The organism is Pseudoxanthomonas sp. PXM01 (assembly GCF_014851815.1).
Taxonomy (GTDB): domain Bacteria; phylum Pseudomonadota; class Gammaproteobacteria; order Xanthomonadales; family Xanthomonadaceae; genus Pseudoxanthomonas_A.
In genome coordinates, this window is the sequence record NZ_JACVAJ010000002.1 from 113491 (window position 1) to 129349 (window position 15859).

Below are 15859 nucleotides of genomic sequence, written 5' to 3' on the forward strand. Positions count from 1 at the left end.
CATGGATGGGACATACGCAAACAAAAACGGGACGCTGCGCGTCCCGTTGCTGTACCGCCCGTCCGAAAGGCTCAGACGCGGCTGGCGATGGCCTTTGCGAACGTCATCGTGGTGCCGCTGCCACCCAGGTCCGGCGTCAGCGAATCCTTGGCTTCCAGCGTGGCGATGATCGCCGCGCGCAGGCGCTCGGCCTTGTCCGGCTGGCCCAGGTGGTCGAGCATCTGCGCCGCGCCCAGCAGCAGCGCGCACGGATTGGCGACACCCTTGCCGGCGATATCCGGCGCCGAACCGTGCACCGCTTCGAAGATCGCCGCATCGGCACCGATGTTGGCGCCCGGGGCCAGGCCCAGGCCGCCGACGAGGCCGGCGCACAGGTCGGAAATGATGTCGCCGAACAGGTTGGTGGTGACGATGATGTCGAACTGCTCCGGACGCATCACCAGCTGCATGCAGGTGTTGTCCACGATCATCTCGTTGGTCTCGATGTCGGGGTACTGCGCGGCGACTTCGCGCGCCACCTTCAGGAACAGGCCCGACGTGGTCTTCAGGATGTTCGCCTTGTGGACGATGGTGACCTTCTTGCGGCCGGTCTTGCGGGCCAGGTCGTAGGCGTAGCGCACGATGCGGTCGGAGCCCTTGCGGGTGATCTTCTGCGTCAGCAGGGCGGTTTCGCCGTCTTCCGAGATCGACTGGCCTTCGCCGATGTAGGCGCCTTCGGTGTTCTCGCGCACGGTGATCAGGTCAACGCCGGAGGCAAAGCGCGACTTGGTGTTCGGGAACGACTTGGCCGGGCGCACGTTGGCGTACAGATCGAAGTGGCGGCGCAGCGCCACGTTGATCGAACTGAAGCCCTCGCCCACCGGCGTGGTCAGCGGGCTTTTCAGGGCCACGCCGTTCTTGCGGATCGAGTCCAGGGTGGCCTGCGGCAGCAGGTCGCCATGCTTTTCGAGCGCCACCAGGCCGGCGTCAGCGTCTTCATAGGTCAGGCCGACCTTCATCGCGTCGAGCACGTACAGGGTGGCGTCCATGATCTCCGGGCCAATACCGTCGCCGCGGATGACCGTAATCGTCTGGGTCATTGAGTGGGGTTTCCGAACAGGGGCACGCGTCGGACGGGGTCGCGACGGGCGCAAAGGGGAAGAGGTTTGCGCGCCATTATGCCCGAGGGCCCCATGCGGGCCCAAATCGACGATGGTCGGAGACCCCGTGACGGGGCCGCCGGACACGCTCAGCCGTGGTCGTGGACGGCAGGCGCATCGGCCTGCCCGCCTTCCAGCTGGTCGAGGAAATCCACCGCTCGGCGCAGGTGCGGAATGACGATCGAACCGCCGACCACCAGGCCCACCGAGAACGTCTCGAAGAACTCTTCGCGCGTCACGCCGGCCTCCTTGCACTGGGCGACGTGGTAGCTGATGCAGTCGTCGCAGCGCAGGACCATCGAGGCGACCAGGCCCAGCAGCTCCTTGGTCTTCACGTCCAGCGCGCCTTCCTGGTAGGTCTGGGTGTCCAGCGCGAAGAAGCGGCGGACGACCTGGTTGGGCTCGTCCAGGATGCGCTTGTTCATGCGCTGGCGGAACTCGGTGAAGGCCTTCACCCGGTCCTGGCTGTCGTCGGCCGCGCTCATGCGGCACCTCCGGCCAGCAGCGGCTCCAGCTTGCCGGCGCGGTGCAGCGCGATCATGTCGTCGTAGCCGCCCACGTGGACGTCGCCGACGAAGATCTGCGGCACGCTGGTGCGCTTGGCCTTGGCGATCATCTTCTCGCGCTCGGCCGGATCCAGGTCGATCCGCACCTCGGTCCAGGCCTGGCCCCTGCTCTTGAGGAAGTTCTTCGCCGCCACGCAATACGGGCAGATGGCGGTGCTGTAAATGGTGATCTCGGGCGTGGTGCCTTGCGGGGTGTCGCTCAAGGGAGTTCTCCGGAACGAAAGGGACAGGCTGCGGTCCCAGCCAATATCGGGCGGATCGAACGGACTTCCAGCGGGGCGGCGTGGAACAGTGCGGACCGGTACTGGTCCGGTTAACCACGTATTCACTCGCCCGGATCGACGACCGGTCATCCTGATTAAGACGGCCATTATCCGCCACGGAGCCCGATTTGCGTCCCTTGCTGCTCGCCACCGTCCTGACCCTGACGCTCGCCGCACCGTTGGCCGCCTCGCAGGAAAGCCGTCTGCCCGACATCGGCTCCTCCGCCGGCGAACTGCTCACACCGGCCCGTCAGGCGCAATACGGCGGCATGATGCTGCGCGAGCTGCGCAACTACGGTTACCTGCTGGAGGACCCGTTGGTCACCGACTGGCTGCAGGGCGTCGGCGGCCGACTCGGCGCCGACAGCGACAACCCGCAGCAGTCGTACACCTTCTTCATGATGCGCGACCGGCAGATCAACGCCTTCGCCACCTTGGGCGGTTACATCGGCATGAACGCCGGCCTGGTGTTGACCGCCGATCGCGAGGACGAAGTCGCCGCGGTGCTGTCGCACGAAATCGCCCATGTCACCCAGCAGCACGTCCTGCGTGGCGTCGAGCGCGCCCAACGCGACCAGGTTCCCATCCTGCTCGGCATGCTCGGCGCCATCGTGCTGGCGCAGGCCGCCGGTGGCAGCTCCAGCGGCGACGCCTCGCAGGCGGCCATCGCCTCGGCGATGGGGCTGATGCAGCAGCGGCAGATCGACTACACCCGCTCCAACGAATCCGAAGCCGACCGGGTCGGCATCCGTACCCTGTCCCGTGCCGGCTACGACATCGATGCGATGGCCGGCTTCTTCGCCAAGCTGCAGCAGGCCACCCGGGTCGCGCGGGGCAGCGGCCGCGAATCGGTCCCGGACTACCTGCAGACCCACCCGGTTACCACCACCCGCATCAGCGAAGCGCGCCAGCGCGCCGACCAGATGCGGGGCAGCCAGGTCACGGCAACTACCAGCGTGCCCGGCGGCGAGCGGGTGGAGCGCTTCGACCGCAACGCCATCACCCTGCTTGAAACCCGCAGCGACAATCCCCTGCTGCCCATCCCGGTGACCCTGCCCTCGCAGGTGTTCCGCCAGGGCGACTCGGGAGAGTTCGACTGGGCCCGCGAGCGGCTGCGCGCCCTCAGCGCAAGCACGCCCTCGGCGGCCGTGCGCGAGTACGAGACACTGCGCCGCCAGGCCGGGAAGCCGCTGACCGGCCCGCAGCGCTATGGCCTGGCGGTGGCCCACCTGCAGGGTGGCGACACCCGCACCGCGTTCACCGAGCTGCAACGGCTGGCCGACGAGCACGACGACAACCTCTGGGTCCTGCTGTCGCTGGGAGAAGCCGAATCGCGCACCGGCCATGCAGCGGCGGCCAACCATCGCTTCGATGCGCTGATGCAGCGGTACCCCCAGAACCGTCCGGTCGCCCTGACCTATGCCAAGGTGTTGAACGAACAGGGGGGCCGCGAGGCCGGCCAGCGCGCGCAGGCCGTCCTGCGACCGTTGATGGCCCGCTCGGGCGATGACCCGGTGTTCCAGCAGCAGTTCGCCCGGGCCAACGAGCTGGCCGGCGACACCGCCCGCGCCGGCGAAGCCTATGCCGAGGCCGCCTACCTGAACGGCCGGCCGGAGCAGGCGCTGATCCAGCTGCAGAATCTCAAGAAGCAGGGCGACCTGGATTTCTATGCCCGCGCCCGGGTGGATGCCCGGATCGCCAGCATTACCCCCGAGGTGCTGGAGCTCCGGCGACAGGGTGTGCGCGACCCCGACATGGAACGCCGCTGACCGGCGATCGGGTCGCCTGCATGACAGTCCTGCGGCATGTCATGTAAACGTCACAAAATTGTCGTCTACTGGCGCGGTCCCTCCTCCCCTCCCCGGACCCTGCGTGCAGAAGCACATCCTGATCGTCGACGACGAGCCCGCCATCCGCGACATGGTGGCCTTCGCCCTGCGCAAGGGCGACTACGAACCGATCCACGCCGGCGACGCCCGCGAAGCCCAGAACGCCATCGCCGACCGCGTCCCGGACCTGATCCTGCTGGACTGGATGCTCCCCGGCACCAGTGGCCTGGAACTGGCCCGCCGCTGGCGCAAGGACGCCATGACCCGCGACGTGCCGATCATCATGCTGACCGCCCGTGGCGAGGAGAACGACCGCGTCGGCGGGCTGGAAGCCGGTGTCGACGACTACGTGGTCAAACCGTTCTCCGCCCGCGAGCTGCTGGCGCGTATCCGCGCCGTCATGCGCCGCTCGCGCGACGATGACGAGGACGGCAGCGTCGCCGTCGGCAACCTGCGCATCGACGGGGCCGCGCACCGCGTGTTCGCCGGCGATACCCCCGTCGCCATCGGCCCCACCGAGTACCGCCTGCTGCACTTCTTCATGACCCACCCCGAGCGCGTCTACTCGCGCACGCAGCTGCTCGACCATGTCTGGGGCGGCAGCGTCTACGTGGAAGAACGGACCGTCGACGTGCACATCCGCCGCCTGCGCAAGACGCTTGAACCGCACGCGCTGGAGAACATGGTGCAGACCGTCCGCGGCTCGGGTTACCGCTTCTCCGCGGCGATGTGACCCTGCAGGTTGCGCGGAAGCGCGGCCGGCGCAGGCTGTCACACACATCTGACACAATCGATCCATGCCCCACGACATCCGCACCGCCTGGTTCAAGACGCTCGGCCAACTGGCGCTGATCCTGGCGGCGGCGATCGTGGTCGGCCTGCTGCTGGGCCAGGTCTGGCCGGTGGTGACGCTGGCCGCGCTCGGTGTGGTGGCGTGGCACTACTGGCGCCTGCGCAAGGTCCTGCTGCGGCTGACGGCACGCCAGCGCATGGAGCCGGCCCAGGGCAAGGGCGTCTGGAACGAACTGGATCGCCTCCTGTTCCGCGGCCAGGCGGAAATGCGTACCCGCAAGCGGCGCCTGCTCGACATGCTGCGCGCCTACCGCGCCGCCGCCGCCGCCCTGCCCGATGCCGTGGTGGTGGTGGAACGCAACAGCCAGCGTGTGCAGTGGTTCAACAAGGCCGCCACCAACCTGCTGGGACTCCAGTATCCGACCGATATCGGCACCCCCGTCGGCGACCGCCTGCAGCCCTTGCCGATGTCGCACTGGCTGGCCGCCGGTCGCAATGCCGAACCCATGCTGGACGCCGCGTCGCCGGTGGACCCGCACCTGCGCCTCAACCTGCGGTTGATTCCCTACTCCGACGAGTACTGGCTGCTGGTCGCACGCGATGTCAGCAAGATGCTGCGGCTGGAGCAGATGCGGCGCGACTTCGTCGCCAACGTGTCGCATGAGCTCCGCACGCCACTGACCGTGGTGCACGGCTACCTCGACATGCTGGAGCCCACGGAGTATCCGGACTGGGCGCCGATGCTCAGCGAGATGCAGAAACAGTCGCAGCGCATGACGCAGCTGGTGGAAGACCTGCTGACGCTGTCGCGGCTGGAAGCGCAGGACAGCCTGCCCGACGAGAACGTGGCGATGGCACCGATGCTGGCGACGCTGCGGCGCGAGGCCGAAGCGCTCAGCCAGCGTCGCCATACCATCGTGGTGCAGGACGAAGCCAACCTAGACCTGTCCGGCTCCAACAAGGAGCTGCACAGCGCGTTCTCCAACCTGGTCAGCAATGCGGTGCGCTACACCCCGGTCGGCGGCACCATCACCGTCCGCTTCGCGCGCGAAGGCGACGGCGCGGTGCTGAGCGTGCGCGATACCGGCTACGGCATCCCGACCTCGCACCTGCCGCGCATCACCGAACGCTTCTACCGCGTATCCACAAGCCGGTCGCGCGAGAGCGGCGGCACCGGCCTGGGCCTGTCGATCGTCAAGCACGTGCTGAACCTCCACCAGGCCCGCCTCGAGATCGAAAGCGAGGTCGGCCAGGGCAGCGTGTTCTCCATCCATTTCGGTGCCGAACGCGTCGAGCCACGCCTCGACGTCACGACGCCACACACCACGGACAGCCAGATCGCATGAACGCCGCCCTGGATACGACATCCGCCAACGCGACCGGCGAAGACGCCCTTCGGGATCCATCGCTCTACCTCAACCGCGAGCTGTCCCAGCTGGACTTCAACTTCCGCGTGCTGGCGCAGGCACAGGACCCGTCGGTGCCGCTGCTGGAGCGCCTGCGTTTCCTGTGCATCTCCTGCACCAACCTGGACGAGTTCTTCGAGATCCGCGCCGCGACCGTGCGCCACGCGCTCGACTTCGGCCTGCCCCCGGGCGCGGATGGCATGAGCCCGGCCACCGTGCTCAACAAGATCCACGACCGCGCCGCCGAACTGGTGGACGCGCAGTACAAGTGCTGGAACGACGTGCTGCGTCCCGGCCTGGCCGAAGCCGGTGTGCGCGTATTCGGACGCGACAGCTGGAACGCGCGGCAGACGCGCTGGCTGCGCGCCTACTTCCGCAACGAGATCATGCCGGTGCTGTCGCCGCTGGGCCTGGACCCGGCGCACCCATTCCCGAAGATCCTCAACAAGTCGCTCAACATCGTGGTGGTGCTGAAGGGCAAGGACGCGTTCGGGCGCGCCGGCCACCTGGCCATCGTGCGCGCCCCGCGCTCGCTGCCGCGCATCATCCACCTGCCGCAGCGCGTGTCGGGCGGCGAGAACGACTTCGTCCTGCTGTCCTCGGTGCTGTCGGTGTTCGTGGACGAGTTGTTCCCCGGCATGGAAGTGAAGGGCTCGTATCAGTTCCGCGTGACCCGCAATTCCGAAGTGGTGGTGGACGAAGAGGAAGTCGAGAACCTGGCGCTGGCGCTGCGCGACGAACTGGTCGGTCGCGGTTACCGGCCGGCGGTGCGGCTGGAAATCGCGCACGATTGCCCCAAGCCCATCGTGCGGCAGTTGCTGCAGAACTTCGCACTGCCCGACAACGCGGTGTATCCGATCAACGGCCCGGTCAATCTCAACCGTGTCATCCAGGTGTACGACCTGGTGCAGCGCCCCGAGCTGAAGTACCCCGCCTTCACTCCGCGTCCGCTGCGCGACAGCGAGGCGATCTTCGAGAAGATCGCCGACGACGACGTGCTGCTGCACCACCCCTTCGATTCGTTCGGGGCCGTGCTCGACCTGATCAAGCAGGCGTCGGTCGATCCCGACGTGCTGGCGATCAAGCAGACGCTGTACCGCACCGGCAAGGACTCGGCCATCGTCGAGGCGCTGGTGCAGGCCGCGCGCAACGGCAAGGACGTCACCGTGGTGGTCGAATTGCGCGCGCGCTTCGACGAGGACGCCAACCTGGGTGTGGCCGACCGCCTGCAGGAAGCCGGCGCGCAGGTCGTGTACGGCGTGGTGGGCTACAAGACCCACGCCAAGATGCTGCTGATCGTGCGACGCGAAGGCCGCAAGCTGCGCCGCTACGTGCACCTCGGCACCGGCAACTACCACAGCGGCACCGCACGTGCGTACACCGACATCGGCCTGCTCACTGCCGATCCGGACATCGGCAACGACGTGCACCTGCTGTTCCAGCAGCTGTCGGGTCTGGCGCCCACCACCAAACTGAAGCGCCTGCTGCAGTCGCCTTTCACCCTGCATCCGGGACTGATCAAGAAGATCGAGCGCGAAGCCAAGCTGGCCAGGGCAGGCAAGCCGGCGCACATCATCGCCAAGATCAACGCCATCAACGAGCCGCGCATCATCCGCGCGCTGTACGCGGCGTCGCAGGCCGGCGTGCGGATCGACCTGATCGTGCGTGGCGCGTGCGCCGTACGCCCCGGCGTGCCGGGCATCTCGGACAACATCCGTGTACGTTCCATCGTCGGGCGCTTCCTCGAACACAGTCGCCTGTACTGGTTCGGCAACGACGGCTCGCCGGAGCTGTACTGCGCCAGTGCGGACTGGCTGGAGCGCAACCTGCTGCACCGTGTGGAGACCTGCTTCCCGATCCTCGACAAGGATCTTGCCGCGCGCGTCTTCAAGGATGGCCTGCAGAACTACCTGGACGACAACTGCAATGCGTGGGAACTGCAGGCCGACGGCAGCTACGTCAAGCTGACGCCCGGCGACGACGCGCCGCACTCCGCGCAGGGCACGCTGCTGGCGAAGGTGTGATGCGACCATTGGACGCATCCCGCGATGGCATGCGTCGTCATCGCGTTGAGGCATTGCGCGCCACCATTGGCTAAACTGGTCGCATGGCGCCCCTGACCTCCCCCACCTCCCCGCCGCTCCAGGACGGGGACCTGTTGGCCGCGATCGACCTGGGGTCCAACAGCTTCCACATGATCGTCGCGCGCTCGCTGCTGGGCCAGCTGCGCGTGGTCGACCGTCTGCGCGAAACCGTGCGCATGGCCGATGGCCTGGACAGCAAGGGCGGCCTGTCCGCCGCCGCACGGCAGCGCGCGCTCGACTGCCTGTCGCGTTTCGGCCAGCGCATCCGCGACATCCCCGCGATGCGCGTGCGCGCGCTGGCCACCAACACCGTGCGCCAGCTGCGCGACCCGCAGGAGTTCCTGTCGGCGGCGGAAGCCGCACTGGGCAAGCCGATCGAAGTGGTCTCCGGCCGCGAAGAAGCCCGCCTTATCTACCTGGGCGTGGCGCATGCGCAACCGCCGAAGACGAGCCAGCGCCGGCTGGTCATCGACATCGGTGGCGGTTCGACGGAATTCATCATCGGCCGCGGTTTCGAGACCCTGGAGCGCGAGAGCCTACAGGCCGGCTGCATCGCCAGCACGCGCCGCTTCTTCCCCGGCGGCAAGCTCTCGCGCAAGCGCTGGAAGGAAGCGCTCACCGAGATCGGCGCGGAGTTCCAGCAGTTCGCCGGCCTGTACCGCAATCTCGGTTGGCAGGAAGCCATCGGCTCGTCCGGCACCAACAAGGCCATCGGCGAGATCTGCGCGGCGATGAAGCTGACCAAGGGCGCGGTGACCGCCGAAGCACTGCCGCAGGTCCGCGACAAGCTGTTGCAGGCGGACCGCATCGAGGACATCGAGCTGCCCGGCCTGTCGAACGACCGGCGTCCGATCATCGCCGGCGGCGTGCTGGTGCTGGAGGCGGCGTTCGAGGCGCTGGGCCTGCAGCGGCTGATGGTCAGCAAGGCGGCGATGCGCGAGGGCATCCTGTTCGACATGCTGGGCCGCGGCAGCGAGAACGATCCGCGCGACCTGTCCACGGCGGCGCTGATGCAGCGCTACGGCATCGACGAGTTCCAGGCCGCGCGGGTGGAAGCCACTGCGATGCGCCTGTTCGAGCAGGTCGAGGATCGCTGGGGCCTGGACGACGACGATGCCCGCCTGCTCGGCTGGGCCGCACGCCTGCACGAGATCGGCCTGGTCATCGCGCACAGCCAGTACCACGTACACGGCGCCTACGTGCTGGAGCACTCCGACATCGAAGGCTTCTCGCGGCAGGAACAGCAGGTGCTGTCGGCGCTGGTGCGCACGCACCGCCGCGGCATACCGAAGACCGCCTTCGACGCGCTGCCCGACCGCCTGCTGCTGAGCGCCAAGCGCAAGGCCGCGCTGCTGCGCCTCGCCGTGCTGCTGCACCGTTCCCACGACGCCGAAGCCATTCCGCAACTCGATGCGACCGCCAGCGGCGACCGCCTGGACCTGGTGGTCAGCAAGAAGTGGATCGATTCCCGCCCCCTGCTCCGCTCCGACCTGGTCGGTGAACCCGAGGACATGCAGGGGTTGGGCGTCGCGTTCAAGCCGTTCGTGGCCTAGCGCCATCGTCGACAGGCCACGGAGGGCCGGCATGCTGAAGTGTATCGGCCTGATGGCCATCGCACTGGGAATGCTCGCATCGCCGTGCATCGCCATGGCGGCGGCACCGCCTGCCGAGCCCGACATCGATGCCGTCATCGAAGACCTGTGCTTCAAGCGTGTCGTGATGCTCGGTGAGGATTCCGGCCACGGCGCAGGGGCCACCGTGGCGATGAAGGGACGCATCATGGCCGCCCTGGTCGAACGTTGCGGTTTCGACACGATCTACTTCGAAAGCCCGGTGTATGACTTCCTGGATTTCGAAGAACGCCTGGCCGCGCGCGACGCCTCCCCGGCACTGCTCGGCGATGCCGTCGGTGCGATATGGACGGGAACACGGGAGTTCGAGCCGACGTTGCGCTGGCTGTGGGCGCAGGTCACTGCAGGCCACGTGCGGGTGCGCGGACTGGATATCCAGACGGGTGGCGTAACCCAGCACTTCTCGGCGAACACGCTCCCGCGGCGACTCGCCGCGCATGCGGGCGCGCAGCGCGATGCATGCGAAGACCAGCTCGGCCGCCTGACGCGATGGGAGTTCGATGCATCGAATCGCTACGACGATGCCTTCCGAGAACGGCTCCGTCGCTGCCTCACGGATATCGAACAGGTCCTGGCCACCTCGGACGCCGAGGTCGACCGGGCGTCGCACAGGATGGCCGTCGGCCTCCGCAGCTCCCTCGCCCTGGAGGATGGTCCCGGCTTCAACCTCCGCGACAAGGCGATGGCACAGAACTTCATGTGGCATCACGCGCGAACGCCAGGCGAACGCGCCATCCTCTGGACGTCGACCCGCCATGCGGTGAAGGCGACCCTGCCCGACCATCCCGAGCGGATCTCGCTGGGCATGCATCTCCAGGAGCACTTCGGCGACCTGCTCGCCAGCATCGGGTTCTCTGCGAAGCGAGGCGAGCACGGGCGTCCATCACGGAAACCCGTCAGCATCGCTAACGACGCTGACGCGCTCGAACACCGCGACCGCGGCACGGGCTACCTCGATCGTGCCCGTCTGCAGCAGATCGGAGATATCGCGTCATCGGTCGTCGCGTATCGGCAACCGCAGCATGCCGACTGGAGCGCCCTGCTGGATGGCATCGTGCTCCTGCCCGTGGAGACACCGCTCCATGCATTGGATGCAACGGGACCGGCATCGCCCGGCACATCCCCTCCAATGTGACTTGAGGTTACACTCGGACCAGCCCCGGTTCTGCGGCGTGGTCTACCCGACTTGCCCCACGCCATCCTCCCCGTCCGTCGTTGCGGCGGGGGCAGGACCCCAGGCCGACTATTTGTCGCGTACCTGCCTTCAGGAGGAAGTCCGTGATCGACAGTAGGAGTCCAGAACACGCATTGACCGACGCCTGGCTCGAAGGCGGACCGGGTGCCGTCGCCATCGCACGCAACGTCGACCGCCTGCTCGATGCGGTGCGCCGCCACCTCGACATGGATGTGGCCTTCGTCAGCGAATTCCACGGCAGTCACCGCGTGTTCCGGCATGTCGTCACCCGCCTCGACCGTGCACCGATCCGGCCCGGCGACTCCAGTCCGCTCGACGAGGGCTACTGCATGCGGGTGGTCGAAGGCAGCATCCCGCAGCTGATTCCCGACACGTCGGCGGTGCCAGCAGTGGTGCAGATCCCCGAGACGGCCGCCGTCCCCATCGGCTCGCACCTCAGCGTGCCCATCCAGCTGCGCGACGGCCGCGTCTATGGCACGTTCTGCTGCTTCAGCCTGGCCGCCAACCTGTCGCTGGGCGAGCGCGACCTGCACATGATGCGCGCGTTCGCCGACCTGCTCGCCTACCAGATCGACGGCGACCTGGATGCGGTGCAGGCCCACGAGGAAAAGGTCGCCCGCATCACCTCGGTGCTGGAAATGGGCCAGCCGCACATGGTGTTCCAGCCCATCTACCGCAGCAGCGAACGTCGCATCGTCGGCGTGGAGTGCCTGTCCCGCTTCGAGCTTGAACCGCGTCGCACGCCAGATGTCTGGTTCGCGGAAGCGCGCGAGATCGGTCTGGGCGTGCGGCTGGAGCTCAACGCCATCCTGTCCGCGCTGGACGGCCTGCGCGACGTCAAGGGCGACTTCTATGTAGCGCTTAACGTGTCGCCGCAGACCATCATCAGCGGCGGCATCGACGGCTACATCGACGACCTGGATCCGCACCGCGTGGTGCTGGAGATCACCGAGCACTCGCTGGTGGATGACTACAAGCTGCTCAACGAACGGCTGGTGCCGTTGCGTGAATCGGGCGTACGGATCGCGGTGGACGATGCCGGCGCCGGCTACGCCAGCATGCGCCACGTGCTGGCGATCCACCCGGACATCATCAAGCTCGACCTCAGCCTGACCCGTGACATCGACAGCGACTCGCCGCGCCGCGCGCTCGCGGCGGCGTTGATCGAATTCGCCCGCCAGACGCAGTCGCACGTGGTCGCCGAGGGCGTGGAAACCGCGACGGAGCTGGCGGCGCTGCAGGCGCTCGGCGTCGACGACGTGCAGGGTTACCACCTGGCGCGTCCGCTCGAGGTCGACGCCCTCGCCCGCCGGCTGGCCGCGGAGCGGCGGCGATACTGAGCCACGTCGCCGCCCTATCATGATCCGCCCCCCGGAATCCGCGACCACACGATGAAGACCTACCTCTTGGCCGACGGCCTGCCCGCCTCGCGCATCGCGTACGGCTGCATGCAGCTCAGCCGCGCCTGGGATGCCTCGCCGGTCACCGCGGACGAGCGCCGCCAGGCGCAACGACTGGTGGAGACCGCACTGGCCGGCGGCATCACCTTGTTCGACCACGCCGACATCTATGCGCGCGGCAAGTCCGAGCAGATCTTCGGTGACGTGCTCCGCACCTCACCGGCGCTGCGCGACCGCATGGTGCTGCAGTCCAAGTGCGGCATCCGCTTCGCCGACGATCCGTCCGGCACGCCCGGGCGTTACGACTTCAGCCACGCGCACATCGTGGCGTCGGTCGACGGTAGCCTGTCGCGGCTCGGCGTCGACCACCTGGACGTCTTGCTTCTGCACCGTCCCGATGCGCTGGTGGAACCGGAAGAGGTCGCACGCGCCTTCGACGACCTGCATGCCAGCGGCAAGGTGCGGCATTTCGGTGTCAGCAACCACACGCCAGCCCAGATCGACCTGCTCCGCCGTTACGTGCGACAGCCGCTCGTCGCCAATCAGGTGGAAGTCAGCCTGCTGCACCATCACCTGATCGACGACGGCGTGGTCGCCAATACCACCGGGCATGCCTACGCCTCCGCCGCGGGTACGCTGGATTACTGTCGCCTGCACGATCTCCGCGTTCAGGCCTGGTCGCCGCTGGCCGGCGGCAAGCTCGCCGCCACGTCGGAGTTCGCCGATCCCGTCGTTCGCGGCACGTCGCTGTTGCTTCGCCAGTTGGCGGAAGCGAAAAACGTCGCCCCGGAAGCGATCCAGCTCGCCTGGCTGCTGCGCCATCCCGCCGGTATCCAGCCCATCGTCGGCACCACGGACCCGGTCAGGCTCGCGGCCTGCTGCGCGGCCGATGGCGTCACGCTGAGCAGGGAAGAGTGGTATGCGCTGTTCACGGCGGCACGGGGGACCCGCGTACCGTGAGTCGCGAAGGGCGCACCTCGTGCGTGACGATCGTGCTCCTGGCGATGGGATTGTCCGGCTGCGCCACCGGGGCAGCACCCGCGACCGCTGACTGGTCGACCATGTCCGATGGCTGTCGGACGAGCGGATTGCCCGAAGTGGTTATCTGGCCGGAAGACGTGGGTGTGCAGCTGCATCCAACGGATGTCCTGATCGGGCGCATTCCCGATACCGGCAACGGCCCGGGATTGCTGGTCCACTTCAGACAGGGCCGGACCGGTGCTTTCGCACAGAGCGCAGAGCCACCGAAGCTCTTCATGGCCGTCGGCAACTGGAACACCAGTTGCTCCCTCCTCATCGACGCCGACACCTGTCCCGCCGCAGCGGCCATCTACCGCGACCTGGCGGAACGGAGCATTCCCATCGGTCATGCCTTCGATGCCCCCCTCGTCCCCACCGTTACACACGGCACCCAGTACTTCCTGAGCACGCGCGATGGTCACGGCAACCGGATGGACTGGTCGTATGTCGGGATCGATCATCCGCTGCAGGATGCGCTTGCGATGGCCCTCGACAGCCTGGCGCAATGCGCCGCGCCGGCCGCGCGCGCTTTCCAGCACCAGTACCCTGCACAAGCGGGACAACCGGCCATGTCGGCAGGACAACCATGACAAACCGGTACAACGAACCTCTTTACCAGATCGCCGCCATGACGTTCGTGGTGGTCTTGCCGCTGACGGTCGGACTCGCCTTCCTGGGCCCCCGCCTGCTGGGCCTCGCTGCAATACCCGAATGGATGATGGCGACACTGCTTGCACTCGGCCTGGCCTGCATCGTGACCGGCCCCCTGGCCTGGCGCTGGTTCTACCTGCGCAGGAAAGACTGACCCCAGCGAGCAGCTCCCGTCAGTTCCCCTGGAGCAGCGCCCCCTCTCTTGCGCCATGCTCCGTGCGCTCGTCGTACATGCGGTCCATGAGCCTGTACTTGTCGAGGATCCGCATGGCCTTGCTGTTGAAACTGCGCCCCATCGCCGCGCAATCGGAGGATGCCAGCGAGCCGGGCAACGCGCGGATTTCCTCCGCAGCCCGCATGCCGTGGGCGTAATGACCATGCTCGTGCCGGCGGAGCGCCTCGATGTAGCGTGCCCACTCGTTGACCAGACCACGCGAAGCTTTGACTCCCGGCGTCCACGCCGGCAGCGTTATCTTCCCCTGCAGATCGACCTGCACGTCGGTGAGCACACAGTCACCGCCCGATTGCGTCAGTCCGTATGACCAGTCCACCTGCCACTCCGCCAGGCCGTGGTACCGACGCCCCTCTTCGTCACGTGGCCCTTTCGCCTCCAGTTCCCGATGGATCTGCCGTGCCGTACTTCCGCTGACGAGGTAGTAGACGACAGTCAGCTCTCCCGCGACCGGATCATCACCGAGGCCCAGCGCCGGCGTCGTCATCAGCAATAGCCCCGACATCACGCAGACCCGCCGCATGTCCTCTCCTTGTCGAATACCCCGGCACGCATTCTTTCATGGACAGAACGGTTTGCGGACGAGGATCATGGGCTTCGGCGGACGCAGGCTGCCGGGCGCGGGACAGCGGCGATGCAGGCACCGTCCAACAGCAGGGACATGCGATGACATGAGACGGGAACGGCACGCCGTCATGTAACTCACGGCACGCACATCGGAACGCGCCGTTCGCATCTCGCCGCACCACCCGCCATTTCCCGCCTATCATCGTCGTCACGGCGAACCGCCGGCCCCCGCGACCGAGGGATGCCATGCCAGACAGCGCCATCAACCTGAAAGACAAGCTGACCCGCTTCTCGGATCACTGGTCACCCCGCGTCATCGCCGAGATGAACGACTACCAGTTCAAGCTCGCCAAGGTGCAGGGCGAGTTCGTGTGGCATGCGCACGCGGATACCGACGAAGTCTTCATCGTCATCGAGGGCGAGCTGACACTGGAGTTCCGCGACAAGGTGGTGCCGCTGTCGGCCGGCGAAATGTACGTCGTACCGAAGGGCACCGAGCATCGCCCCGTCGCGAAACACGAATGCAGCATCATGCTGGTGGAGCCGCGTGGCGTGGTGAACACCGGCGATGCTGGCGGCGCCTATACCGCCAGGAATGATGTATGGGTGTGACCATCGCGAAAGCGCCGCGCTCCCTGGTTTCCCCGGTCGGCGTCCCCGCCACCGGCATGACGCATACCGTTCAATCCCCGACCAGTGAAGGACCACGCCATGCCGCTTTTCGACGTACTTGAACGTGTCCGGAGACGTCCGGGCATGCATCTGCAACCCGCGGGTTTCGTCACGCTGTGCGCCTTCATCGAGGGATACGAGTCGGCCCTGATGGACCACGGGACCCACGACCACCACGACACGCTGTTCCTGATGCATTTTTCGGACTTCGTGCGGACCGTGACCGGACACGAGGACGATCGGGTTTCGCTCACCACGCCGGAGGGCATCCTGGATATCGGGCAACTCCATTGGCAGGCAGCCATCACCCGTACCGAACAGGATGACGGCAAGGCCATGGCGCTGTTCTTCGATCTGCTCGACCGTTTCAAGGCCTCGCACGGCCTGCGTTGAAACAGCCGAGCTTCCTACA

16 protein-coding genes are annotated in these 15859 nt (G+C 67.2%); 12 read left to right on the forward strand and 4 right to left on the reverse strand.

Features of this window, described 5'->3' with window-relative positions:
* Positions 1–71 precede the first annotated feature (71 nt).
* The 3 genes from IB230_RS09800 to grxC all read right to left on the reverse strand — a co-directional run bounded on the left by IB230_RS09800 (position 72) and on the right by grxC (position 1908).
* Positions 72–1079, reverse strand: coding sequence for an isocitrate dehydrogenase (locus IB230_RS09800; protein WP_192271674.1), 1008 nt, complete (start codon positions 1077–1079; stop codon positions 72–74).
* Positions 1080–1228: 149 nt separating this feature from the next.
* A complete protein-coding gene (locus IB230_RS09805) occupies positions 1229–1624 on the reverse strand; it encodes a carboxymuconolactone decarboxylase family protein (protein ID WP_192271676.1) in 396 nt (131 codons plus the stop codon).
* Positions 1621–1908 (reverse strand): glutaredoxin 3, encoded by a 288-nt coding sequence (gene grxC, locus IB230_RS09810; RefSeq protein ID WP_225589479.1) that lies wholly within the window; start codon positions 1906–1908, stop codon positions 1621–1623. The genes IB230_RS09805 and grxC overlap by 4 nt, the downstream gene beginning before the upstream one ends.
* A gap of 188 nt (positions 1909–2096) precedes the next feature.
* Here grxC and IB230_RS09815 point away from each other — a divergent pair, with 188 nt between their 5' ends.
* The 10 genes from IB230_RS09815 (at position 2097) to IB230_RS09860 (ending at position 14130) form a co-directional block, all read left to right on the forward strand.
* A complete protein-coding gene (locus IB230_RS09815; protein WP_192271680.1) occupies positions 2097–3737 on the forward strand; it encodes a M48 family metalloprotease in 1641 nt (546 codons plus the stop codon).
* A gap of 103 nt (positions 3738–3840) precedes the next feature.
* Positions 3841–4530: a phosphate regulon transcriptional regulator PhoB gene (phoB, locus tag IB230_RS09820; RefSeq protein WP_162336355.1), complete on the forward strand. Its 690-nt coding sequence runs from the start codon at positions 3841–3843 to the stop codon at positions 4528–4530.
* A gap of 64 nt (positions 4531–4594) precedes the next feature.
* A complete protein-coding gene (gene phoR / locus IB230_RS09825; protein ID WP_192271682.1) occupies positions 4595–5935 on the forward strand; it encodes a phosphate regulon sensor histidine kinase PhoR in 1341 nt (446 codons plus the stop codon).
* Positions 5932–8019 carry a polyphosphate kinase 1 gene (gene ppk1 / locus IB230_RS09830; RefSeq protein WP_192271684.1) on the forward strand — a complete coding sequence of 696 codons (2088 nt, stop codon included), beginning with the start codon at positions 5932–5934 and terminating at the stop codon, positions 8017–8019. Before phoR ends, ppk1 begins: the two co-directional genes overlap by 4 nt.
* Before the next feature lie 83 nt (positions 8020–8102).
* The gene (gene ppx / locus IB230_RS09835; protein WP_343227296.1) at positions 8103–9632 is read left to right on the forward strand and encodes an exopolyphosphatase; all 1530 of its coding nucleotides are present in this window, start codon (positions 8103–8105) and stop codon (positions 9630–9632) included.
* A gap of 31 nt (positions 9633–9663) precedes the next feature.
* The gene (locus IB230_RS09840; RefSeq protein ID WP_192271686.1) at positions 9664–10845 is read left to right on the forward strand and encodes an erythromycin esterase family protein; all 1182 of its coding nucleotides are present in this window, start codon (positions 9664–9666) and stop codon (positions 10843–10845) included.
* A 143-nt stretch (positions 10846–10988) separates the two neighbouring features.
* Positions 10989–12245, forward strand: coding sequence for an EAL domain-containing protein (locus IB230_RS19920; RefSeq protein ID WP_192271688.1), 1257 nt, complete (start codon positions 10989–10991; stop codon positions 12243–12245).
* A gap of 51 nt (positions 12246–12296) precedes the next feature.
* Complete coding sequence (locus IB230_RS09850; protein WP_192271690.1) at positions 12297–13265, forward strand: aldo/keto reductase; 969 nt, start codon at positions 12297–12299, stop codon at positions 13263–13265.
* 23 nt (positions 13266–13288) lie between these two features.
* Positions 13289–13915, forward strand: coding sequence for a hypothetical protein (locus tag IB230_RS09855; protein ID WP_192271692.1), 627 nt, complete (start codon positions 13289–13291; stop codon positions 13913–13915).
* On the forward strand, positions 13912–14130 hold the full coding sequence (locus IB230_RS09860) for a hypothetical protein (RefSeq protein ID WP_192271694.1): 219 nt from the start codon (positions 13912–13914) through the stop codon (positions 14128–14130). The genes IB230_RS09855 and IB230_RS09860 overlap by 4 nt, the downstream gene beginning before the upstream one ends.
* Positions 14131–14149: 19 nt before the next feature.
* Here the strand turns inward: IB230_RS09860 and IB230_RS09865 are convergent, their stop codons facing one another.
* A complete protein-coding gene (locus IB230_RS09865) occupies positions 14150–14731 on the reverse strand; it encodes a DUF922 domain-containing protein (RefSeq protein WP_192271696.1) in 582 nt (193 codons plus the stop codon).
* 290 nt (positions 14732–15021) lie between these two features.
* Between IB230_RS09865 and IB230_RS09870 the strand changes: the two genes are divergently transcribed.
* Both IB230_RS09870 and IB230_RS09875 read left to right on the forward strand, forming a co-directional pair.
* Complete coding sequence (locus IB230_RS09870; protein ID WP_192271699.1) at positions 15022–15387, forward strand: cupin domain-containing protein; 366 nt, start codon at positions 15022–15024, stop codon at positions 15385–15387.
* Positions 15388–15531: 144 nt separating this feature from the next.
* On the forward strand, positions 15532–15840 hold the full coding sequence (locus IB230_RS09875) for a hypothetical protein (protein ID WP_192271701.1): 309 nt from the start codon (positions 15532–15534) through the stop codon (positions 15838–15840).
* The last annotated feature ends 19 nt before the right edge of the window (positions 15841–15859 follow it).